The 22,986-nt window shown below is 33.9% G+C and carries 20 protein-coding genes; 12 read left to right on the plus strand and 8 right to left on the minus strand.

Annotated features, from left to right (window positions below; all coding sequences use genetic code 11):
• The first annotated feature begins 150 nt into the window (after positions 1 to 150).
• From FQU23_RS11285 to FQU23_RS11310, 6 genes are all read left to right on the plus strand, one after another.
• Positions 151 to 510: a response regulator transcription factor gene (locus FQU23_RS11285; protein ID WP_147673917.1), complete on the plus strand. Its 360-nt coding sequence runs from the start codon at positions 151 to 153 to the stop codon at positions 508 to 510.
• Between the two features lie 5 nt (positions 511 to 515).
• Complete coding sequence (locus FQU23_RS11290; RefSeq protein ID WP_147673918.1) at positions 516 to 1,622, plus strand: hypothetical protein; 1,107 nt, start codon at positions 516 to 518, stop codon at positions 1,620 to 1,622.
• An 11-nt stretch (positions 1,623 to 1,633) separates the two neighbouring features.
• On the plus strand, positions 1,634 to 3,055 hold the full coding sequence (locus FQU23_RS11295) for a glycosyltransferase family 2 protein (protein WP_165425762.1): 1,422 nt from the start codon (positions 1,634 to 1,636) through the stop codon (positions 3,053 to 3,055).
• A gap of 38 nt (positions 3,056 to 3,093) precedes the next feature.
• A complete protein-coding gene (locus tag FQU23_RS11300) occupies positions 3,094 to 4,359 on the plus strand; it encodes a YaiO family outer membrane beta-barrel protein (RefSeq protein WP_147673919.1) in 1,266 nt (421 codons plus the stop codon).
• A 79-nt stretch (positions 4,360 to 4,438) separates the two neighbouring features.
• Positions 4,439 to 6,991 carry a T9SS type A sorting domain-containing protein gene (locus tag FQU23_RS11305; RefSeq protein WP_147673920.1) on the plus strand — a complete coding sequence of 851 codons (2,553 nt, stop codon included), beginning with the start codon at positions 4,439 to 4,441 and terminating at the stop codon, positions 6,989 to 6,991.
• A gap of 242 nt (positions 6,992 to 7,233) precedes the next feature.
• A complete protein-coding gene (locus FQU23_RS11310; RefSeq protein WP_147673921.1) occupies positions 7,234 to 8,586 on the plus strand; it encodes a DEAD/DEAH box helicase in 1,353 nt (450 codons plus the stop codon).
• Between the two features lie 66 nt (positions 8,587 to 8,652).
• Here FQU23_RS11310 and FQU23_RS11315 read toward each other — a convergent pair whose 3' ends face one another.
• Positions 8,653 to 9,768, minus strand: a complete 1,116-nt coding sequence (locus FQU23_RS11315) for a lactonase family protein (protein ID WP_147673922.1) — start codon at positions 9,766 to 9,768, stop codon at positions 8,653 to 8,655.
• Positions 9,769 to 9,994: 226 nt separating this feature from the next.
• Between FQU23_RS11315 and FQU23_RS11320 the strand changes: the two genes are divergently transcribed.
• From FQU23_RS11320 to FQU23_RS11335, 4 genes are all read left to right on the plus strand, one after another.
• Positions 9,995 to 11,923, plus strand: coding sequence for a BatA domain-containing protein (locus FQU23_RS11320; protein WP_147673923.1), 1,929 nt, complete (start codon positions 9,995 to 9,997; stop codon positions 11,921 to 11,923).
• A 45-nt stretch (positions 11,924 to 11,968) separates the two neighbouring features.
• Positions 11,969 to 13,219, plus strand: coding sequence for a dihydroorotase (locus FQU23_RS11325; protein ID WP_147673924.1), 1,251 nt, complete (start codon positions 11,969 to 11,971; stop codon positions 13,217 to 13,219).
• A 9-nt stretch (positions 13,220 to 13,228) separates the two neighbouring features.
• Complete coding sequence (locus FQU23_RS11330) at positions 13,229 to 13,555, plus strand: hypothetical protein (RefSeq protein ID WP_147673925.1); 327 nt, start codon at positions 13,229 to 13,231, stop codon at positions 13,553 to 13,555.
• 75 nt (positions 13,556 to 13,630) lie between these two features.
• A complete protein-coding gene (locus tag FQU23_RS11335; RefSeq protein WP_147673926.1) occupies positions 13,631 to 14,269 on the plus strand; it encodes an alpha/beta hydrolase in 639 nt (212 codons plus the stop codon).
• A gap of 42 nt (positions 14,270 to 14,311) precedes the next feature.
• Here the strand turns inward: FQU23_RS11335 and FQU23_RS11340 are convergent, their stop codons facing one another.
• Both FQU23_RS11340 and FQU23_RS11345 read right to left on the minus strand, forming a co-directional pair.
• Positions 14,312 to 14,812, minus strand: coding sequence for a hypothetical protein (locus FQU23_RS11340; RefSeq protein ID WP_147673927.1), 501 nt, complete (start codon positions 14,810 to 14,812; stop codon positions 14,312 to 14,314).
• Positions 14,813 to 14,823: 11 nt separating this feature from the next.
• Positions 14,824 to 15,588, minus strand: coding sequence for an MBL fold metallo-hydrolase (locus FQU23_RS11345; protein WP_147673928.1), 765 nt, complete (start codon positions 15,586 to 15,588; stop codon positions 14,824 to 14,826).
• A gap of 96 nt (positions 15,589 to 15,684) precedes the next feature.
• On the opposite strand from FQU23_RS11345, the gene FQU23_RS11350 reads away from it, so the two are divergent.
• On the plus strand, positions 15,685 to 17,160 hold the full coding sequence (locus FQU23_RS11350) for a TonB-dependent receptor (protein WP_132110566.1): 1,476 nt from the start codon (positions 15,685 to 15,687) through the stop codon (positions 17,158 to 17,160).
• A gap of 256 nt (positions 17,161 to 17,416) precedes the next feature.
• Here the strand turns inward: FQU23_RS11350 and bcp are convergent, their stop codons facing one another.
• A complete protein-coding gene (bcp, locus tag FQU23_RS11355; protein ID WP_147673929.1) occupies positions 17,417 to 17,869 on the minus strand; it encodes a thioredoxin-dependent thiol peroxidase in 453 nt (150 codons plus the stop codon).
• A 108-nt stretch (positions 17,870 to 17,977) separates the two neighbouring features.
• On the opposite strand from bcp, the gene FQU23_RS11360 reads away from it, so the two are divergent.
• A complete protein-coding gene (locus FQU23_RS11360; protein ID WP_147673930.1) occupies positions 17,978 to 18,628 on the plus strand; it encodes an endonuclease III domain-containing protein in 651 nt (216 codons plus the stop codon).
• Between the two features lie 90 nt (positions 18,629 to 18,718).
• Here the strand turns inward: FQU23_RS11360 and FQU23_RS11365 are convergent, their stop codons facing one another.
• The 4 genes from FQU23_RS11365 to bglX all read right to left on the minus strand — a co-directional run bounded on the left by FQU23_RS11365 (position 18,719) and on the right by bglX (position 22,916).
• Positions 18,719 to 18,862: a hypothetical protein gene (locus FQU23_RS11365; protein WP_165425763.1), complete on the minus strand. Its 144-nt coding sequence runs from the start codon at positions 18,860 to 18,862 to the stop codon at positions 18,719 to 18,721.
• A 50-nt stretch (positions 18,863 to 18,912) separates the two neighbouring features.
• Positions 18,913 to 19,497: an RNA polymerase sigma factor gene (locus tag FQU23_RS11370; protein WP_147673931.1), complete on the minus strand. Its 585-nt coding sequence runs from the start codon at positions 19,495 to 19,497 to the stop codon at positions 18,913 to 18,915.
• A 360-nt stretch (positions 19,498 to 19,857) separates the two neighbouring features.
• Positions 19,858 to 20,613 carry a family 16 glycosylhydrolase gene (locus tag FQU23_RS11375; RefSeq protein ID WP_147673932.1) on the minus strand — a complete coding sequence of 252 codons (756 nt, stop codon included), beginning with the start codon at positions 20,611 to 20,613 and terminating at the stop codon, positions 19,858 to 19,860.
• A 2-nt stretch (positions 20,614 to 20,615) separates the two neighbouring features.
• Positions 20,616 to 22,916: a beta-glucosidase BglX gene (gene bglX, locus FQU23_RS11380; protein ID WP_147673933.1), complete on the minus strand. Its 2,301-nt coding sequence runs from the start codon at positions 22,914 to 22,916 to the stop codon at positions 20,616 to 20,618.
• Positions 22,917 to 22,986 lie beyond the last annotated feature (70 nt).

A 22,986-nucleotide genomic window follows, 5' to 3' on the forward strand; every position in this document is an offset into this window, starting at 1 on the left:
TTCGCACTAAATAAATATTAAAAAATGGCAATCTTTTTTAAAATAGAAAGGAAATTATTTATAAAATAAAAACTCAGAGAAAGAATAATACGTATACATCAGTATAAAAGATCAAGTTCGAGTGAACTAAAATTATGATACGACATTAATATGAAAAAGATTTTAATAGCCGAAGATAATTCAATGCTATCCTTATTACTTAAATTCCGGTTAGAAAAAGAAGGATACGAGCTTCTAATTGCCGAAAATGGAAAAGAAACGATAGCGCTAATTGAGGAACACAGTCCTGAATTAATTCTAACAGATATAATGATGCCTTTTATTAGCGGACTTGAAATCATAAGTCATGTACGTAATACATTAAAAAACAGCACTCCTATAATCGTTTTTTCGGCATCAGGCCAAGAAGAAATAGTACTAAAAGCCTTTAAATTAGGAGCTACTGATTTTATGACAAAACCTTTTAGCCCAAATGAAATGGTTAATAGAGTAAAACGAATTTTGCGATAATAGATATGATTTCGAGTAATTATTTTATTGATCTTTTTAAAAACTCTTCTGTTGTCATTGAATTAGTATGGATTCTAATAGTAATTCTAATCGCTTCCATTATTGCTGTCCTAATCTATTTGAAATTTTTAAGAACGATCTTACGCAGAAATGAAAAATCAAAAAAGACCTTAGGAAAAGAATTTGAAACTAAAGTTATCACCTATTTATATTCAGGTGATGAGGATGTTGATAAAATTAGTTCAGAGCAACAATTAATCATTGAAGATTTAAAAAAAGAAACTTCTAAAGAGTATAGAAAAGACATTCTTATTGCAACGATGTTAAAGTTGAGTTATGAAATTTCTGGAGAAATGGCTAATTCGATCAATAAGCTTTATGTAGAAACTAGTTTGCTAGAACATTCCCTTTGGAAAATAAAAAATAAAAAATGGAATTTAATTGCTGAAGGAATCAGAGAACTTACGCTGTTTGAAGTAAAGGAAGTTGAAGACTTAGTTAAAAAGCATATCAACCATCCCAAAAGTGAAGTGCGAAGTGTAATACAATTATACCTTGTTAGTTTGTTTCATTTTAAAGGTCTGGATTTTTTGAATGACATAAAAACCCCTATATCAGAATGGGACCAAATCCAATTATTAGAAGTGCTGCAGTTACTGAAAACTCAGGAAATTTCGGGTATAAACAACTGGCTTAAATCATCTAATGAATCTGTAGTAATTTTTTCTTTAAAAATGGCCAAAATATACAATCGTTATGGCGCAAAGGACGAGCTTATTTCACTTTTAAAACACCCTTCTTTAGCAGTACGAATTCAAGCAATTCAAGTAATCAGCCACCTGAGTATTATAGAAGCTAAACCAGAATTAATTGCAAATTTTGAACATCTTGCTATAGAAGAACAAATTGCCTTTTTTACAATGATGGAAAGCACCTATGAAGTGACCGACAAGCCATTTATTCTGGATAACATCCAAAATCCAAATTTTGAAATTAAATTCTCAGCACTAACAATTTTAAAAGAATTAAGTCTAGAAGATTTCAATAGTTTTAAGGTGTTGTCTGTGGATCCTGATTTTGTTAAAATTATCAAACATTTAGAATTAAATTAAGCACTTCCTCTATGAATAATTTTATCCTCGTTATGCGGTTTTTATTTTTCCTCTATAGTTTTGTACTTATAGGATCCTACATTGTTCTTGGGATTATTTCTATAATTGAGAGTATCGCCTATATGAAGAAGAATAGTTTTGTTAACTACAACAAAATTTTATCTTCTAATATTTCTCCTTCAATCTCCATAATAGCTCCGGCTTATAATGAGAGTTTAAATATTATTGAAAATGTACGGTCATTACTTTCCTGTCATTACGCTAATTATGACGTTATAATTGTAAACGACGGTAGTAAAGACGACAGTTTAGAAAAGCTTATCGCAGCCTACGATTTGGTAAAAGTAGACTTCCTAATTAATGAGCAAATACCTACAAAACCACTTCGAAACGGGATATACAAATCAACCAATCCAGCCTTTGAAAAATTAATAATTGTTGATAAAGAAAATGGCGGAAAGGCAGACGCTCTTAATATGGGATTGAATATTAGTGCTAACAAATATGTTGCCTGTATCGATGTCGATTGTCTGTTAATCGAAGACGCATTACTCAAATTGGTCAAGCCTTTTCTCGAAACTACAGACACGCAAGTTATTGCTGCCGGTGGTGTAATTAGGATTGCAAATTCCTGCATTATTAAAGAAGGTAAAATGCTTGAAATCAACCTTCCAAATAAACTAATGCTCCAAGGGCAAATTCTAGAATATCTACGAGCTTTTCTACTTGGAAGAATGGCTTGGAGCAGGTTAAATGGATTGTTGGTTATTTCAGGAGCTTTTGGACTATTCGATAAAAAGATTGCAATTAGTGTGGGAGGCTACGACACTAAAACTGTAGGAGAAGATATGGAAATTATTGTTCGAATGAGACGCTATATGGAAGAATTAGAAAGTAAACCCAAATATAAAGTGGCCTATATTCCTGATCCACTTTGCTGGACAGAAGCTCCTGATAGTTATAAAGTATTTATTTCTCAAAGAAATCGCTGGACTCGTGGCACTATAGAAACACTTAAAATACACAGAAAAATTGGCTTCAATAGAAATTACGGAGCGATGGGACTTCTAAGTTATCCCTATTGGTTTTTATTCGAAAGAATGGCACCTATAATCGAGATATTAGGACTAATCTATTTTGGAGTTCTTATTGCTTACGAAAAAGTAAGATGGGATTACACCCTTGCTTTTATACTTGTAGCCTATTTATTTACTGTTTTGTTTTCGATAATATCCATAATTTCTGAAGAACTTACTTATCATCAATACAAGAAAAAAGGAACAGGAATTAAATTAATTCTTATCACATTCTTAGAACCATTTGTCATTCATCCGTTCATATTATATGCTGCTTTTAGAGGAAACATGGACTACTATTTTAACAAAAAGAAAAAATGGGGAGAAATGACTAGAACTGGAATGTCTAAAGTTTAAATTTTAAAATGTAAATCTAAGAGATGGAGATTAAAAAAATGATCTATAAAATAATTTCAAAACTAAGTGTTATACTGATTTTTTTATGTGCCTTTCAACTGTTAGGGCAAGAAAAAGAATTCAGCGGAGATCCAGACGGCGCCTTCAGGACTGCACGAGACTTAGCAACTAACAATCAACGTAAACAAGCGCAGGATACTTTAATTTTTATTTTGACAAAATATCCAGATTATCATGATGTTCGTATTTACTTGGCGACGACTTATGGATGGGACGGAGATAATAAAAAAGCAAAAAAGGAATTTGAAGCTGTTTTAGAAAAAGATCCAAAAAACAAGCCTGCCTGGCAGGGAATAATTCAAAATGAATTATGGGCAAATGCTCCTTTTATTGCTTTAAAAATGTCTGACAGAGCCTTGGAGCATTTTCCAAAAGACGCGGACATATTGTTCTTAAAAGCCAAGTCCCAGGAACAGGTAGAAAAAAATTCGGATGCTTTGGATACTGTCAATTTGATACTTCAGGAAAATCCAAAGAACCAAAAAGCAGAAGACCTTAGATACATTTTACTAAAAAAAGTAAGTCTCAATACTATCGGTTTAATTGTGTCAGCCGATTTTTTTTCTGAAGTTTTCGAACCTATTCAATACCATAGTCTGAAATATGGACGCCAAACTAAACTGGGATTTGTAACTGCTAAACTGAATTTCAACAGGAAATTAAATACTAACGGTGAACAGCTAGAAATAGAAATGTATCCTAAAATTATTAATGGACTTTATGGTTACATTAATGCAGGATATTCAAATTCTTCACTTTTCCCTAAAACAAAATACGGTGCTGAACTTTTCAAAGCATTACCTCACGGTCTCGAAGCATCCCTTGGTTTTCGTACGCTGAATTATGCCACCACAACTAATTTCTACACTGCTTCTGTAAGTTGGTACACGGGTAACAGCTACTGGTCGTTTCGTCCGTATCTTACTCCGGGAGATTTGGGAACCAGTTTTTCTGGGGTTTTGACTTATCGAAAATACCGATCAGATGCCGATAATTATTTCAGTGTTTCAGCAGGTATGGGATATTCGCCCGAGCTAAACCAATTCAATTCCACGGCTGTGGATAACGTCAAAATAGGATTGAAATCGCAAAAAATTAATTTAGGTTATAATTTTACTTCTCGTAATCAGCTAAATATTTACAACACTCAATTCGGAATAACACATCAGGAGCAACTATCCAGTCCTGGTGATTATTATTGGGTTTATTTCGTAGCCTTTACTTGGGATGTGCGTTTCAGATAAATTTAATAAAACATAATATAGCCTTTTATAAATTAGGAAGAAATTTATGAGTTTACAAATAAGTTAAAAGAAAAAAAATATGAAAAAAAATTACAAAAAAGTATTATTGTTAAACCTTATCCTATTCTGTACAACTGCGTTTGGACAGACTGTCAATAAATATCCTTATGCCACAAATAAGGATTTTTTAACCATTTGGAATGGAGAAGCCTACGTTCCTTTTTTCATAAAAGGAACTAATTTAGGAGTTGGTATTCCCGGAACATTCCCTGGAGAATTGGCTCCCTCTTATGAGCAATATTTTCATTGGTTTGAAGAAATGAAAGCGGCGGGTTTCAATTCGTTCCGAATTTACACCTTGCATTACCCACGTTTTTATAAAGCCTTAAGTGATTATAACAACCTCCATTCTGACAATCCTTTACTTTTTATGCAGGGAGTTTGGCTTGACGAAGAGGCCCCAGGATATAATAACGACTTAAATTATCTAACTAACACTTTTCAATTAGAAATTCAGGACAACATAAAAGCTTTGCATGGAGACAACACAATTCCAGAACGATTTGGAAAAGCTTCCGGTAGTTATACATCTGACGTGTCAAAATGGTGTCTGGCTTATATCATCGGTAGAGAAGTTATGCCGCAAGAAGTTGCAACAACTAATCTTTCAAACCCAAATGACACGCAATTTACAGGTAAGCATCTTAAAATAGTGAATGCTTCCCCTGCTGAACAGTGGGAAACAAGAATGATGGATTTCGCGCTTGATTTTGAACAAACTATTTTTGATACACAAAGACCTATTAGTTTTTCAAGCTGGCCCACATTAGACCCATTGACACATACAGGCGAAGTAAATGATCCAGAAGACAGTCAGCAAATTAATTTGTCTAAAATTGAAATCGTAAACGCTCCGTCGGGGATTTTTATGAGCTATCATGCCTATCCGTATTACCCCGATTTCATTGGTAATCAGGCTTCTTATCAAAATACTTCTGATAATTTTGGTCCAAATAGCTACAAAGCCTATTTACAAGATCTTAAATCGCATTATACCAAATTCCCATTAATAATTGCTGAATATGGCGTTCCTAGTAGTTGGACTACGGCACATTACACATCATCAGGCATGAATCACGGAGGATTTGATGAATATAATCAAGGTCTTACAGATATGAGAATTTTACAGTCGATTTTTGATACCCAATGTGGTGGTGGAATCCAATTTTCACTTACAGACGAATGGTTTAAAAGAACTTGGTTAGCAGATCCTTTGGATTATACTCCTGAAAGCAGAGTACTGTGGCAAAACCTTAATTCTGCTGAACAAAATTTTGGTTTGTTAAGCTTCGAAAAGCCCTCTCAATTTAAAACCTTGAAAGATAACCGCGCAGATGCCGTAACAAAAATAAGTGCAGATGCCAACCTCAAATTTTTGGAGATCAAGCTAGAGCTTAAAGATAATTTTAAAACCATCGATGAACTTTGGGTAGCCTTAGACACTTATGATACAACTCTTGGAGAATCTTTGCTTCCTAATGGAGCCAGCATCCCCAACAGAAGTGAATTTGCCATAAAAATAACCAATCATTCTGCCGAATTGTATGTTACCGAAGCGTATGATACTTTTGGGAACTGGCATAATGTTTCTACAGCAAACCAATTGTACCATTCAGTAGCTACTGATGGTAAACCTTGGAATATAGTTAGAATTAAAAATAACGGTACTAATTCTAATGCTGATATCCAATACATTGGAAAATTACAGGTAAATTATGATTTTCAACCTTATTCCTCTAAAGATGCGGTGACTATTGCCGATAAATCAATCCACATTCGTTTGCCTTGGAACTACATTAATTTTGTAGCTCCAAACACTAAAACCGTACTAAACGACACCAAAGAAACCCAAGCAAAAGAAGAAATTGTTACTGACGGAATCAAAATAAATGCCTATTACAAGCAAAATTGGTTTCAGCACGCCGATAGATTTGTTTGGAATGATTGGAATGCGCTTGATTTAAAAAATATTCCTGAGAAAAGAAAAGTTTCTTTTTATGTGATGCAAGACAATTTACAGAAATTCAACACTAGTGCCATAAGCGTAAGTGATGAGTACACTTTTAATGATGGTAGTTATCCTGCCTTTATTAATGCTCCTTACGGTTTACTCAAAAACGACTTTGATTTGGACGGAACAGAAAAAATGACGGTTGTTTTTAAAAATCCTAAAAGCGGAATTTTAACATTACAAACCGATGGTTCTTTTGAATATTCTCCTATTCTTAATTTCGTTGGAATAGATACTTTTCAATATGCTATTTATGACGGTTATAGTTTATCGACACCTACCACGGTTGTACTAAATGTTAAAAAACCTAACCTAAGTATCACTTCCTTTAAAACGCGCATAAATGTATATCCAAATCCAGTAGCGGACATTTTAACTGTGGAAGCACCTACAAACTTTGATGAGTTGATGATTTTTGATAACACCGGAAAGAAAATGAATTCATATCCAAATTTCGATCGAACGGCAAACATAAATTTAAGTAATCTTCCAACAGGAATCTATTATCTTATAGGTATCATAGACGGAAAAACCTCCTCTGCCAAGATCATCAAGAAGTAAGACTTAATTCATTTAGTAAAAAAAAGGAAAAAGCTTTTGCATATAATTTTGAAAGCAATTTTATACTTTGTCAAGTCATCATAAAAGTTGACAATATTGAGCTCGATACTATATCGGGCTCAATCCTTTTTATATCCACTTTAATTAATTTATCATTAATCTATTAGCTCAAAATGAAACCATTACCATCGTAAATAGGAGTATCCTTAAAAATAACGTACCTTTGCAAAAAAATTAAGCAAATGACCACTTTCGAGCAATTCAATCTTCCTAAATCCGTTCAAAAAGCAATAGATGATTTAGGGTTTACAACGCCTACTCCTATTCAGGAAAAAACTTTTTCTGTGATAATGTCAGGTCGTGATATGATGGGAATTGCACAAACGGGAACGGGTAAAACATTTGCCTATTTATTACCCTTATTAAAATTATACAAATTTCTTCCGGGACACACTCCTAAAATTGTGATACTTGTGCCTACGCGTGAACTGGTGGTTCAAGTAGTAGAGGAGGTAGAAAAATTGACGAAATACATGTCAGTTCGTACTGTTGGTATTTTTGGTGGTGTAAACATCAACACTCAAAAAACAACTATTTATCAAGGTTGCGACATACTGGTAGGAACACCAGGAAGGATAATGGATTTAACATTAGACAATGTTATTCGTTTTGAAGAAATGCAAAAACTGGTTATCGATGAGTTCGACGAAATGTTGAATTTAGGATTCCGTACTCAGTTGACTGCTATTTTAGCGATGATGCCTAAAAAACGTCAGAACATATTATTTTCTGCTACGATGACTGACGAAGTGGATGCTATATTAAATGACTACTTCGATTATCCCGAAGAAGTTACTCTTTCAGCATCTGGAACTCCATTGGAAAACATTCAACAAGTATCGTATAATGCAGTTAACTTTAATACTAAAGTAAACTTGCTTAAACACTTGTTAGAAGAAAATGAAGACATGAGTCGTGTGTTGATTTTCGTAAACAACAAGAAAATATCTGATATGCTTCACGTACGTATCGATGAAGATTTTGCAGATCAATTTGGAGTAATCCACTCTAACAAATCTCAAAATTATCGTCTAAGTACGATGGCTTCTTTCCAAGAAGGAAATCTTCGCGGACTTATCACTACAGATATTATGGCTAGAGGTTTAGATATTTCTAATATTACCCATGTTATCAACTTCGAAATGCCTGCAATGCCAGAATTATACATGCACCGTATAGGTAGAACGGGACGTGCTGATAAAACAGGAAAAGCAATTAGTTTTGTTGCTCCTAGAGAGGAAGAAGCTAAAGTGGAAATTGAAGTTTTAATGAACATGGAATTACCCGTTGAGGCATTCCCTGAAGCAGTAGAAGTTTCGGCCAAATTAATTGAGCCAGAAAAAGAACGTCAAGTTGTTAAGTTCTTAATGAAAAAGAAAACACTTGATGGAGATGGTGCTTTCCAAGAAAAAAGTAAAAAGAATAAGAAAGTCAATTTGGGTGGGCCTGGAGTTACCAAGAAAAAAACTCATGGATCTGTCAATCGTAACATGTTAAAAACGAGAGACAAAAAACGAAAAGACAAAAAGAAATAATATAAAAAAGGCTATAAGAATGAATTTCATTTTTATAGCCTTTTCTCTTTTCAAGAAATTATCTTTCTATTTGTTTTCAGTAAAAACCAAACAAACTGGAGCACACAATTCTATTTTTTTTCCAGTAGCTGTAAGCGCGCCAGTAGTTTTATTCCTTTTAAAAATTACAACATCATTTGTATATTGATGCGCAACCAAAAGAAAATTACCACTTGGATCAATCGCAAAATTCCGAGGTCCTTTACCCATAGTACTTGTTTGACCTTTTGATTCTAATTTTCCATTTTTAAGGATTTTAAAAATCGAAATATCATTTGCTGTTCCACGATTAGAGGCATACAAATATTTACCATCTGGTGAAATATGAATGTCAGCCGCACCATTTTTTCCTTTAAAATCTTTTGCAACAACAGTAGCTTCATCAATTTTTTTCAATTTTCCATTCGAATACTTGAAAACAGTCAATGCCCCATCTAATTCTTGCAGTAAATAAACGTATTTTCCGTTTTTGCTAAAGGTTAAATGTCGTGGTCCGCTTCCTGCTTTTACGGAAACACTATCTTTTATTTTTAGAATTTCAGAAAAAGAATTTGGATTATACTTATAGGTATAAACCATGTCATTCCCTAAATCATTAGCCAAAACATATTTTTTATTTGGAGAAAAATACACCATGTGCGCATGAGGATTTTTCTGGGTTTCACCATCTTTCGCTTTTCTCAAATGCGAAACTATTTGTTTGGCTTCGGTTAGACTTCCATCACTGTTTTTCGCAAAAACGGATATATTCCCACCTGAATAATTAGCAACAATAACATTTTTATTATTATTAATAATGTAACACGGGTCAGCTCCTTTCGAACTTTGTTGGTTTATAAAGTTTAATTTTCCGCTCGAAGGATCGAATCCAAAAGAACTCACACCACTTTCGGCCCCATTTTCATTTACAGCATATACATAATTATTATCTTTCGACACGGTCAAGTAACTTGGATTCACAACGTTTTCAGAAGTGTTTTTAAAATTAAAACTTCCTGTATTCGAATCAAAATCATAAACATATATTCCTTTGCTGTCGCACTTATTGGTATAAGTTCCTATTAGCAAATTAAATTTAGAATCCTGCGCTTGAATACTACTGGAGATTAAAAAGATCAGTACTATTATAAATTGTTTTTTCATTTTTGTAAATTATATTTTAGGGCTAAAATACATAATATATGGCAGTCTATTTATTACGTTCCAATAATATAAAGTCAATATAAATGTGATTTGTTATAAACTGTAAGAAAAAGTGAAAGTTCAACGAAAATTTTAAACAATAGCATCATGCAACTGTGTACAAATTTGTATTTTTGAATCAATCTTCATTGAGAATATAATCTAATGTAGCTAACTCGATCAAAGAATGCAATTTAAACATCCCGAAATTTTATACTTTCTCTTGTTGCTAATTGTACCAATTTTGGTTCATTTATTTCAATTTCGTCGTTTTAAAAAAGAATATTTTACAAACGTACAATTCCTCGCAGCCCTTTCTGTCCAAACTAGAAAAAGTTCGAAAATAAAAAAATGGTTGCTTCTAAGTTGCCGATTGTTATTACTTAGCTGTATCATTATAGCTTTCGCTCAACCCTTTTTTGAAGCCAAAGACAAGCGAAATGCAAGCAATGAAATGTATATTGTTTTAGACAATTCATTTAGTATGCAGGCTAAAGGCAAAAAAGGCGAATTACTAAAGCGCGCCGTTCAAGAATTACTGGAAGATACTCCCGAAAACACTAGTTTCTCTTTACTGACAAATGCTGAAGACTATTGGGATACAGATATTAAATCCATTCGTACGGAACTCCAAAACCTTAAATACAGTGCTACGCCCTTTCAACTAGATCGGATAATGACAAAAGTAAAAGCGCATAAATCTGCTTTTAAGAAAGATATTGTCATTATCACAGATGGCATCGGTCTTACCGAAAAACAACTCAAAAACCGGGATAAAAATGATGTCCTTTATTTTATAATCCCGAAGTCAGAACAAAAAAATAATACTTCGATTGACAGCGTTTATATCAATGATATCTCAGATAATTTCTATGATATCACAGTTGAATTATCACATTATGGTGCTAATTTGAATGCGGTTCCTATAGCGATTTACAATCAAAATAAACTGGTTGCAAAAACCGCTGTTAACTTCGAAACCAACAAAAAAAGCATCAATTTCACTATCCCAAAACAGCCTTTTCATGGTTATGCCTCTATCATTGATAACGGTCTGAGCTATGACAATACCTTATATTTCACTATTTCAAAAATAAAAAAGACGAATATTATTAGCATTGGCGCAGCCGAAAAAAGCAACTTTCTGAGTCGGATTTATACGGATGGTGAGTTTAATTTCACCAATTCTACAATTGGCTCATTAGATTACAACAGTATTGATAAACAAAATGTCATCATTTTAAATGAACTCGATGCAATTCCGCAAGCGCTTCAGACAACTTTAAAGTCATTTGTAGAAAAAGGCGGCAGTCTTATCGTTATTCCATCAGAGAAAGATACTACGGCAAATTTGAATCAGTTTCTAGGTAATTTTGGAGGCATCCAATTTAAATCTTTTGAAAATGGAGAGAAACTAATCACGAAAATCAATTTCAATCACCCGCTGTTTAAATCCGTTTTCGAAAATAAAATTACGAATTTTCAATATCCAAAAACAAGCGGTTCCTTTTCATTATCAAATACAAATCCGGCCGCTCTCTATAATGCGGATCAAAGTGCATTTTTAACGGCTTTGCCCAATGCAATTTCTACTGTCTATGTTTTTTCAGCACCTATAAACACAACAAACTCAAACTTTCAACAATCTCCCCTTATCGTTCCCACTTTTTATAAAATGGCAATGAACAATCAGCCAAAAGGAATAAACGCACTAACTATCGGGAATACAAATCCATATTTAGTGGATGTAGCTTTATCGAAAGATGCAATTCTTACGGTGAAAAATGCTGCTGAAAATTTCATCCCGATTCAGCAAATCATAAATAGCAAAGTGAAATTAACGTTTAATGATTATCCAGAGGAAGCAGGAAATTACGGAATTTATAACCAACAGGAATTTGTGGAAAACATCAGTTTTAACTTCGATAGAACCGAAAGTGACCTTAGCGCAAGCAATGAAAATTCACTTTCCAATTTCAAAACAATAGATTCTGTAGCAAAAGTATTCGATACTTTACAAACCAACCGATTGGATAATCAAATTTGGAAATGGTTTGTTATCTTTGCACTGCTCTTTCTAGTCACTGAAATGGCAATCATCCGATTCCTGAAATAATTACATGTTTTTGGACTCCAAAAAATAAAAAAACAGTCTCTATATATGAAATTTATCCTCCGAAGCGCCAAAATTATCGATTCAAGCAGTCCTTTTCACAACAAGACAGTAGATATTTTAATTGTAGATGGTTTTATAAAAAAAATAGCTACTTCCCTTCCCAATACAGATAAAACCGAAGAAATAAACCTCGACAATCTCCATGTATCACAAGGCTGGTTTGACAGTAGCGTTTCATTGGGCGAACCCGGTTATGAAGAAAGAGAAACGATTGCGAATGGATTAAATGTTGCTGCAAAAAGTGGTTTTACAGCTATCGCTTTGCAACCCAACTCCTTCCCTGTCATTGACAATCAATCGCAAGTGAACTTTGTTCAAAATAAAGCGATACAAAGTGCTACACAGCTTTTCGCTATTGGAGCTTTAACAAAAGGAAGCGAAGGAAAAGACATGGCTGAGATTTATGACATGAAAAAATGCGGAGCAGTTGCCTTTGGAGATTATAATAAAAGCCAAGACAATGCTAATTTGCTAAAAATTGCCTTACAATATGTTCAGGATTTCGACGGATTAGTAATTGCTTTTCCACAAGACGAAAAAATAAAAGGTCAAGGTGTAGTTAATGAAGGTGTTGTCTCTACTCGATTAGGATTGAAAGGAATTCCAAATCTTGCCGAAGAATTACAAATCGCACGAAATTTATTTTTATTAGAATATACTGGCGGTAAATTGCATATTCCCACAGTTTCCACTGCAAAATCAGTTCAATTAATAAAAGATGCAAAAGTAAAAGGTTTGCAGGTAAGCTGCAGCGTCGCCGTGCATCATTTAGTGCTGACCGACGAAAAACTAGAAGGTTTTGACACCCGATTTAAGGTTTCGCCGCCATTACGTACTGAAGAAGATCGCAAAGCATTGCTCAAAGCAGTAAAAGATAACACCATCGATATGATTACCTCAGACCATAATCCGATCGATATCGAACATAAGAAAATGGAGTTTGATATGGCCAAAAACGGAACTATAGGTTTAGAAAGTACATTTGGTGCTTTGATGACCGTTTTGCCATTAGAAACAGTCGTAGAAAAATTGACTTCAGGTAAAGTAGTTTTTGGTATTGAACGATATCCTATTGAAGAAGGAGCCAAAGCAAACTTGAGCTTATTCACACCAGAAGGAAAAGGTGTTTTTACCAAAGAAAATATTTTATCAAAATCTAAAAATTCAGCTTTTTTAGGAACCGAAACAAAAGGAAAAGTATACGGAATTGTCAACCAAGGGAAAATAATAGTATAATAATACAACATGAATAATACAATTGAAAAAGGAAAAACGGCAGCGATTACAAGTTATATTTTAGGTATAGGCGTTTTTATCGCCATGTCCATGAACTCCGAAGAAAAAAATACATTTGCATCATTTCATATCCGTCAAGGACTAGGAATTACTCTTACTTTCATATCGCTGGGTTTAATTATCAGTAATTTTGACAGCATGCTGATTTCTGCACCAATGTGGATTTGTGTTTTTGTACTCTGGTCTTATGGCATGTTTAGTGCAATAAAAGGAGAAACCAAACCAATGCCGCTTCTAGGCGAGCTTTTCCAAAAATGGTTTTCAAATATCTCCTAAATAATAATTTCAAAATCCTTCCACTTTGTCAAATTTAAAAAATGTGACAAAGATTTTTAAAATCATAAAAACAAAATGAATTTATCTTTACAATATCGCATTAGAGAGCCAAAAATAAAATTAGAAAAAAACCCACTTTTACTTTTACTTCACGGATACGGCAGCAACGCCGAAGATTTATTTTCATTTGCTGATGAACTTCCTGATGAATATTTTGTAATAGCTGCACAAGCACCGTACGATTTACAATACGGTAGTTATGCTTGGTATGCCATCAATTTTGATGCTGATCAAAATAAATTTTCAGATAACGAACAAGCAAAATCTTCCCGCGAATTAATTGCTGGTTTTATTGACGAACTACTCCTCAATTATCCGATTGATGCAAAAGCAGTTTCCTTACTTGGCTTCAGCCAAGGTGCGATATTGAGTTACGCAATTGCGCTTTCGCATCCTGAAAAAATCAACAAAATAATTGCATTGAGTGGCTATGTAAATGACGAAATTTTTAAAGAAAATTATCGAAATAACGATCTATCAAAACTCAAGATATTTGCTTCTCATGGTGTCGTTGACCAAGTAATCCCAGTAACTTGGGCAAGAAAAACAACACCGTTTTTAGACGCATTAGGAATCGATTCTATTTATAAAGAATATCCAATTGGACACGGAATTTCTCCTCAGATATTTACAGATTTTAAAAACTGGTTATAAAATAAAGCAAAAAAAAGGTTCCAAAATTTGGAACCTTTTTTGTTATTTCTGATACAGTAGCGTTTGATTTACTTCAAACGATATGCTTTCATCCTCATTGACAAAGTATTTCAATAATACTTCACCCCATATATCTCCATCATTGTAATCAGCAATAATCCATCGGTGGTTAAGCACTTTCACCTTGTTGATGACAAACTTATTTGCCCCTATTTGATCTTGACCTACATAAGGATTCCCTTTTGGATTCGAATTGTAGTCTAATAATTTCTCCGTCACATAAGGGATTAATTCTTCGTACTTAATCATTTTTTCTGAAGTTCCTGATTCGAAATAATTCTGAGCTTTTTCATTTCTTTCCAAAGAAAAATAATTAGCATCATTCCATTTAGTAGTAACTGAATTCAAACTGTCTCTTAGTTTTTTAGTCGTTTTTTCATATCTGTCCTGTTCATAAGCGACTTGTTTGCTATAAAAACTATAGGTAAAAACGAGCATTAGAGCAAGAATTATAAAGGCATAGAGAAGAAAGGATTTTTTCATTTTAAATTTTATTATAGTGTGATTTCTAAATTATCATAAGCCAGAAAGACATTCTCTGGCAACTTTTTTTGCACCTCTTCATGAAAACCGAAGACATGACTAATATGAGTTAAATAGGTTTTTTCTGGTTGAACCAATTCAATTAAAGCTAAGGCTTCCTCCAGATTTAAATGGGAGAAATGATGCTCTTCCCTCAAAGTATTTATTACTAATACTTTTAAGTTTTTAAGTTTTTGTATTTCAATATCGTCTATCGTTTTTACATCAGTCAGATAAGCAAAATCATCAATTCTATAACCAAACACTTGTAGATCACCATGCATTACGTTTACAGGAATCGCTACTTTATTTCCTATTTGAAAGGGTTCATCGTTGATCACTTCAATCGTGTTCACGCAGGGCGCACCAGGATATCGATTTTCGGTTCTAAAAATATACTCAAAGCGCTCCTTAAGATTATCAATAACACGATTATGTGCGTAAATAGGAATCTCTCCTTGTCTAAAATTAAATGGACGAATATCATCTAAACCTGAGGTATGATCTGCATGTTCATGAGTAAAAAGAATTCCGTCTACTTTTTGACACTTAGAGGCAAGCATTTGTTGCCTGAAATCAGGACCACAATCAACTACATAGGAATGCTCATCCCAACTAATCCAAACAGAAACGCGAAGTCTTTTGTCTTTCAAATCAGTGCTATTGCATACCGGATGATTACTGCCAATAACAGGAATCCCTTGTGATGTACCAGTGCCTAAAAAATATACCTTCAATTGCTCTTTGATTTTTTTACAAAAATAGGATTAATTATCTTTCATTAGAAACCTATTTAACTAACTTTGCAACATATTAGCCATATTTAAAATAAAATGGACACAGAAATAAAATTAAAAGGTGACAAAGTCATCGCACAAATACCCTCAATAAAAGATAAAGCACTCCGTATCAATTTGAATGAAAATATATATGGAACCTTTGCCGAAATTGGTGCAGGACAAGAAACTGTAAGACATTTTTTTAGATCTGGTGGTTCTTCTGGAACTATCGCGAAGGCAATGTCAGCTTATGACAAAGATTTTAGTGACGCAATATATGGTATCGAAAAAGACGGCCGCTATGTAACTGAAAGCCGACTTAAAAGAATGATCACCATGGAAGGTGAACTCATTGAAAAACGATTGAGCAGAGAAAAACATCCCAATAAAATGTTTTTTAGTTACGCTAATACGGTCGCTACTATTGATTTTGCCAAACAATTTAAAGGACACGGTTGGGTAGGAATTCGATACCAAATCGAACCTGATGAAGACTACAACGAAATTATACTCCACATCCGTTTTAAAGAAACTGACGCTCGATTACAACAAGAAACCCTGGGTATCCTTGGAGTAAATTTAATTTACGGAGCTTTTTATAAATACAATGATCCGAAACGATTACTGCGCTATTTATACGACCACTTAGACAAAGACCAACTAGAGATAGATACTATTAATTTCTCAGGCCCTCGCTTTGCTGATGTAGACAATCGTTTGATGAGTTTACAATTAGTAAAAAACGGAATGACTGATGCGGTTATGTTCGATCCTGAAGGTAGAAACATACTTCCTGCAGCCATATTGTATAAAAAGAATATCCTTGCTCTAAGAGGTAGTTTCCGTCCTGTAACGAGAGTAAATATGGACATGTACAAGAAATCACTAAAAATGTTTCTTGAGGAAAATAAAGTGGAAAAAGAAAATACTCTGGTTGTTTTTGAAATCACCTTATCTAACTTGCGTTCTGACGGTGAGATCGACGAACGCGATTTCATGGACAGAGCGGAATTACTTTGTTCACTTGGACAAACAGTAATGATTTCGAATTTCCAGGAATATTACAAAGTTGTCGAATATTTTGCTAATTATACCAAAGCAAGAATGGGATTAGCCATGGGAGTAAATAACCTGGTTGATATTTTTGATGAAAAATACTACCGCCATTTAAGTGGTGGAATTCTGGAAGCTTTCGGGAAATTATTTTTCCGTGATATGAAAGTGTTTTTGTATCCAATGCTTGATGAAGATGGGAATATCACCACCTCCGAAAATCTAAAAGTACATCCTAGAATGAAAGAATTGTACAAATTCTTCAAATTCAATGGAAAAGTAGTTGATATCGATGATTTTGAACCCGAAATTCTAGAAGTGTTCTCTCGTGAGGTTTTAAAAATGATTAGCGACGGTAAGCCTGGATGGGAACCAATGCTTCCTCCCGGAATTTCTGAAATAATAAAGGAACACAGTCTTTTTGGGTACAATCCAACGAAAACTTTGATCGATACTAATTTGAATACTGATAGTTAATTCAAACTATTAAAACACATAAAACCTCGTTTAAAGCTATTTTAAACGAGGTTTTTATTTTTAAGTGATTAGATTTGTACCAATCATGAATACAGTGTTATCCAATAACAAAGCATTCTATTTTTCACAAACTAAACCTCCTAGTTTGTCTCGCTGAAAGCATCTATTGACAAGTGAGTAACTTTACTGAGGCGCTTCCAGCGTGACAAATAGCGCTAGTAAAAGTTAAACGAAATTGTAGTATAAAACAATGGACTTACTTCAATATTTGATCAGCATGAGCTTTGGTTTTCACTTTTTCTATTACCTCATCTATAATTCCGTTTTCGTCGATAACAAAAGTAGTTCTGTGAATTCCATCGTATTCTTTTCCCATGAATTTTTTAGGTCCCCAAACTCCGAAAGCTTCAATTACTGATTTATCCTCATCTGCCAATAATGGAAATGGGAAATCATATTTTTCTTTAAATTTAGCTTGCTTTGCTGCTGCGTCAGCACTTACGCCCAAGAGTGCATAATTATTAGCTTTAAAACGCTCGAAATTATCTCTTAGGTCACAAGCTTCAGCGGTGCAACCTGGTGTACTTGCCTTTGGATAAAAGAAAACCACTAATTTTTTCCCTTTGTAATCTCCCAGTTTATGAGAATTCCCATCTTGATCTAATCCTGAAAAATCAGGCGCTTTATCCCCTTTTTTTAATGTTGTCATCTTTTATAGTTTCTAAGTTCTAAAGTATCAAAGTTACAAAGTATTCCTCGATTATTAGGTAAAGATTAAAATTCGTATTTTCGTGATTCCAAATTTGTTAATATAAAAATGAACAAGCAAGAAAGAGTAACATTTATCATAAATACATTAAAAGAATTATATCCCAGCATTCCAGTTCCATTAGACCATAAGGATCCTTATACTTTATTGATTGCGGTGCTGCTCTCTGCACAATGTACCGATGTACGTGTGAATCAAATTACGCCTTTACTTTTTGCCAAGGCTGATAATCCGTATGATATGATAAAAATGTCAGTTGAAGAAATTAAGGAGATCATTAGACCTTGTGGTTTATCACCAATGAAATCGAAGGGAATTCATGGTTTATCCCATATTTTAATCGACAAACACGGCGGAGAAGTACCGCAGAGCTTTGAGTATCTCGAAGAATTACCAGCTGTGGGACATAAAACTGCTAGTGTAGTTATGTCTCAAGCTTTTGGGGTTCCAGCCTTCCCTGTTGACACGCACATTCATCGCTTGATGTATCGCTGGAATTTGACTAATGGCAAAAACGTAGTCCAAACGGAGAAAGATGCTAAACGTATTTTTCCAGAAGAAATCTGGAATGATTTACACCTGCAAATAATATGGTATGGTAGGGAATATTCTCCAGCCCGAGGTTGGGATTTAGAAAAAGACATTATTACTAAAACGATAGGAAGAAAAACTGTTTTAGCTAGTTACTATAAAAAATAAATTTCACTAGTTTGAACTACAGACTAGTGAAATTTACACATCCAAATCCCTATAGAATTTGAAGTTTAAGCATTGTAATTAAAAATAATTCTAATTAGAAATAATTTCGAAACTATGATTATCAATTTCTATCATGCATAATGCCTTAGAATAGTTTAACAGAAAAGAAATGACTTCTTTTCTTGGTTTCATTGCCTTATTAGCTAATGATTTTTTAGAGTAAATTTTTGCCATGCTGCGATTAGTTTGTTTATATTATTAACGCAGCATATATTGATATATTGTTAATTTGTTAAAACAATTTGATGTTTGTCAATAACTTTCCTCAAATTCATTAAAGCGTAACGCATTCTGCCTAAAGACGTATTAATACTAACCCCTGTAATTTCTGAAATTTCTTTGAAGCTCATGTCCTGATACATGCGCATCACTAACACTTCTTTTTGATCAAGAGGAAGCTCTTCTATCAGCTTCTTTATATCCAGCTCTACTTGATCAGCTATGATTTTATTTTCGATTGTAGGAGAGTCATCAGACATTATTGAAAAAATAGAAAACTCCTCGGTTTCTCTAAATAGAGGCATTTTCTTGTTTTTTCTAAAATGGTCAATAATGAGATTGTGCGAGATACGCATTACCCAAGGTAAAAACTTTCCCTCTTCATTATAGGAGTTAGACTTTAGAGTTTTGATTACTTTGATAAAAGTATCTTGAAAAATATCATTTGAAACATCTCGATCTGAGATTTTAGAGTAGATGAAGCCGTAAATTCTTGATTCGTGTCTCTTGATTAATGTTGACAGGGCTTCTTCATTACCTGCTACATAATTCTGTACCAATAAAGCGTCTGAAGGTTGTATATAATCCATAGTTATACCTTTTAGTTCTTGTTAAAATTTGGAATAAATTTTCTAAAAAGTAGTTTTATACTATAGGCTGGCTTTATTTATAATTCAATTTGTTATTCAAATTTAACAAATATTTACGCTAACAAGCAAATAAAATTACGAAAAATTAACAGCGTATGTTTTATAATGTTAAAAATAAGGAGCTAACTTTCACTCGAAATATTTTTACAGAACAGCATAAGACATGACAAACATTGCAGTACGTATTAATAGCATCGAAAAGTGTGGCAATCAAATGTCAAGATGTTAGCTATTATTTGAAAATAAAAAAGTAGCAAGTTTAAATTTACTTGCTACTTTTCTTACGGGTAACGTCCCTATTTATTGATAAACTCTAATATAATCTACAGAAAAATCTTGCGGAAAAATAGAATCATCAACTTCTGGCCCTCCAAAATTTCCTCCAATTGCCAGATTTACTAAAAAATAAAAAGGTTGATTAAATGGCCAAGTTGCGTCCGTTTTATTCTCTGGATTAAAAGTGTATACTAATTGTTTATCGACAAAAAAATCAATTTTATCCCTCGTCCAATCTATTGCATAAACGTGAAAACCTTCTTCGATGGTTTCTATTTTTGTTTTCTTAGTATTAATAGTATTTCCATGACTGTCTTGTGTATGTAGTGAAGTAAAAACAATATCAGGTTCTTTGCCTACATATTCTAAAATATCAATTTCTCCGCATTTTGGCCAACCCACGCTATCAATATTAGCTCCGAGCATCCAGAATGCGGGCCAAACTCCGTGACCTATAGGTAGCTTAGCTTTGGCTTCAAAATAACCATATTGAAATTCTTTTTTCCCTTTGCTCGTGATTCGGGTTGATGAGTATTTAGCGCCTTCTTTTTTAGCAGTAATTACTAATTTCCCGTTCACCAACTGATGATTTTCATAGGTATATAATTGACGTTCATTATTGCCCCAACCACAGCTGGGGCATCCATTTCCTAGTTCAACATTCCAAGTTTCCTCATTTAATTGAGTTCCATTAAAATTTTCTTCCCATACCAGTTTCTTTCCTTTTGGCTGTGCCAAAGAAATCGAACCTACCATCAGTAAAATTAAAAATTTATTCATCATTAGTTCTTTTGATATTGAAAATCGGCTTCTAATGTTTTTGTAGAACTTCCGCCTACGAACACTTTAAAATCACCTGCTTCAGCTTCCCATTTTGAATTAGCCGTGAAAAATTCTATAATTTTTTTATTGATTACAAAGGAAACTTTTTTTGTTTCGTTTGGTTGCAATTCTATCATTTCAAATCCTTTTAATTCTAAAACTGGACGAGTTACCGAGGCAAATAAATCACGAATGTACAACTGCACAACTTCCTTACCTCTATATTTGCCAGTATTTTTTAATAGTATCGATACTTCGATTTGTCCATTATCTGCAAATGATTTTTGACTTAATTCTATATTAGAATATTCAAATTTAGAATAACTTAGTCCATATCCAAAAGGATACAGAGGCGTATTTTCCTCATCAATGTAATGTGACCAAAAAACACTATCAGGCTCCGTCATCACTGGACGACCCGTGTTTTTGTAATTATAGTAGATCGGTACTTGACCGACGCTTCTAGGAAAAGTCATAGGTAATTTTCCACTTGGATTGTAATCACCGTATAAAACTTGTGCAATTGCATTTCCGCTTTGTGTTCCCAGATGCCATGCTTCAACAATCGCCGGAATATTTTCATCTGCCCACGGAATCGCTAGTGGTCGTCCATTATTTAGTACCAAGACAATATTAGGATTTACTTTATAAACTTCCTCTAATAATTCTTGTTGCACACCTGGTAAGCCAAGATCTGTTCTACTTCTACCCTCTCCAGATTGCAATCCGTGTTCTCCTAAGGACATAACTACCACATCAGCTCCTTTGGCTGCTTTGATTGCCTCGGAAAATCCGCTTTTGTCCGTCATGTTAATTTTAGTTTCCCAAACAAACTGAGTTCTACCTACAGCTACATCAGCACCTTTAACATACGTTAAGTTGTTGCCTTTGTATTTTTGCATTCCCTCTAACAAAGAAACGGCAGATTCATCGTCAGCAGCAATTCTCCAACTTCCTAGTGGACTTGTTTTATCATTTGCTAATGCACCTATTACAACTATTTTTTGACCTGATTTTTTAAGTGGTAAAAGTTCTTTTTCGTTTTTTAATAGTACGATTGATTTTTTGGCCATTTCCAGAACCGCCTCTTGAAAAGCAGGTTTTCCTACTGTTTCTTTCTCATAGTTTTCGTCACAGTATAAATAAGGGTTATCGAATAAGCCCAATTCAAATTTCACTCTCAATATCCTTCGAGCAGCATCATCTATTACACTTTCTTTTACTTTTCCTTCTTTTACTAATTCCGATAAATATTCTACATAAGCATTAGATTCCATATCCATGTCTGAACCTGCGTTGATTGCGATTTCAGCAGCTTGTTTACTGTCTTTAGCATAACCGTGAGCCATCATTTCGTTAATTGACCCCCAATCTGAGACTACAAAACCATCAAATTTCCAGTCATCTTTTAAAATATCTCTTTGCAAATATTTATTTCCTGTGGCAGGGATTCCGTTTAATTCATTAAACGAGTTCATGAATGTGCGTACACCTGCATCCACCGCTGCTTTAAAAGGTGGGAAAATGATGTTTTGCAGAGTAGATTCACCTACATCAACCGTATTGTAATCTCTTCCCGACTCGGAAAAGCCATATCCAGCAAAATGTTTGGCGGTAGCCAAAATTGTATTCCTCGCCTTTAAATTATCTCCTTGAAAACCTTGTACACGAGCGATTGCGATTTGACTCCCTAAATAAGGGTCTTCGCCTGAACCTTCCATGACTCTACCCCAACGGGCGTCACGAGAAATATCTACCATAGGTGCAAATGTCCAGTTTAACCCAACAGACGCCGCTTCTTCGGCAGCAACTGCCGCTGATTTTTTAATTTCGACTAAATCCCAACTTGCCGCTTCCGCTAATGGAATAGGGCTTATGGTTTTGTATCCATGAATCACATCAAATCCAAAAATTAACGGAATCCCTAATCGGGTTTCTTCCACCGCAATTTTCTGTAAGGCTCTAACGTCTTTAACTCCTTTGACATTTAGCATCGAACCGACTAATCCGTTCTTTAGATCGGCATATTTTTTAGCAGCTTGTCCTTCTTTTGGCGTAGGCCCCGTTATTTCCCAAAAACCATTATACTGATTTAATTGTCCAATTTTTTCTTCTAATGTCATTAGTTTCATTAACGAATCTACTCTATTTTCCAAAATATCTTTTTGAGAAAACGTGACTTTTGGTTGAATTATTTTTTGGCTACAACTTAGGATAACAACGGTAGATATAACTAATGATACTATCTTTATATTCCTCATCTTCTATATTTTTATTTATTTAAAAGGTCGATAAAAATCGACCTTTTAAGTATTTAATTAATTCATCTGG

Source organism: Flavobacterium sp. XN-5, assembly GCF_008033395.2.
Taxonomy (GTDB): Bacteria; Bacteroidota; Bacteroidia; order Flavobacteriales; family Flavobacteriaceae; genus Flavobacterium; species Flavobacterium hiemivividum.

Bases quoted from the DNA above. Each gene is read 5' to 3' on its own strand.
- FQU23_RS11285 (WP_147673917.1), top strand. From the start codon at position 151: ATGAAAAAGATTTTAATAGCCGAAGATAATTCAATGCTATCCTTATTA.
- FQU23_RS11290 (WP_147673918.1), top strand. From the start codon at position 516: ATGATTTCGAGTAATTATTTTATTGATCTTTTTAAAAACTCTTCTGTT.
- FQU23_RS11295 (WP_165425762.1), top strand. From the start codon at position 1,634: ATGAATAATTTTATCCTCGTTATGCGGTTTTTATTTTTCCTCTATAGT.
- FQU23_RS11300 (WP_147673919.1), top strand. From the start codon at position 3,094: ATGATCTATAAAATAATTTCAAAACTAAGTGTTATACTGATTTTTTTA.
- FQU23_RS11305 (WP_147673920.1), top strand. From the start codon at position 4,439: ATGAAAAAAAATTACAAAAAAGTATTATTGTTAAACCTTATCCTATTC.
- FQU23_RS11310 (WP_147673921.1), top strand. From the start codon at position 7,234: ATGACCACTTTCGAGCAATTCAATCTTCCTAAATCCGTTCAAAAAGCA.
- FQU23_RS11315 (WP_147673922.1), bottom strand. From the start codon at position 9,768: ATGAAAAAACAATTTATAATAGTACTGATCTTTTTAATCTCCAGTAGT.
- FQU23_RS11320 (WP_147673923.1), top strand. From the start codon at position 9,995: ATGCAATTTAAACATCCCGAAATTTTATACTTTCTCTTGTTGCTAATT.
- FQU23_RS11325 (WP_147673924.1), top strand. From the start codon at position 11,969: ATGAAATTTATCCTCCGAAGCGCCAAAATTATCGATTCAAGCAGTCCT.
- FQU23_RS11330 (WP_147673925.1), top strand. From the start codon at position 13,229: ATGAATAATACAATTGAAAAAGGAAAAACGGCAGCGATTACAAGTTAT.
- FQU23_RS11335 (WP_147673926.1), top strand. From the start codon at position 13,631: ATGAATTTATCTTTACAATATCGCATTAGAGAGCCAAAAATAAAATTA.
- FQU23_RS11340 (WP_147673927.1), bottom strand. From the start codon at position 14,812: ATGAAAAAATCCTTTCTTCTCTATGCCTTTATAATTCTTGCTCTAATG.
- FQU23_RS11350 (WP_132110566.1), top strand. From the start codon at position 15,685: ATGGACACAGAAATAAAATTAAAAGGTGACAAAGTCATCGCACAAATA.
- bcp (WP_147673929.1), bottom strand. From the start codon at position 17,869: ATGACAACATTAAAAAAAGGGGATAAAGCGCCTGATTTTTCAGGATTA.
- FQU23_RS11360 (WP_147673930.1), top strand. From the start codon at position 17,978: ATGAACAAGCAAGAAAGAGTAACATTTATCATAAATACATTAAAAGAA.
- FQU23_RS11365 (WP_165425763.1), bottom strand. From the start codon at position 18,862: ATGGCAAAAATTTACTCTAAAAAATCATTAGCTAATAAGGCAATGAAA.
- FQU23_RS11370 (WP_147673931.1), bottom strand. From the start codon at position 19,497: ATGGATTATATACAACCTTCAGACGCTTTATTGGTACAGAATTATGTA.
- FQU23_RS11375 (WP_147673932.1), bottom strand. From the start codon at position 20,613: ATGAATAAATTTTTAATTTTACTGATGGTAGGTTCGATTTCTTTGGCA.
- bglX (WP_147673933.1), bottom strand. From the start codon at position 22,916: ATGAGGAATATAAAGATAGTATCATTAGTTATATCTACCGTTGTTATC.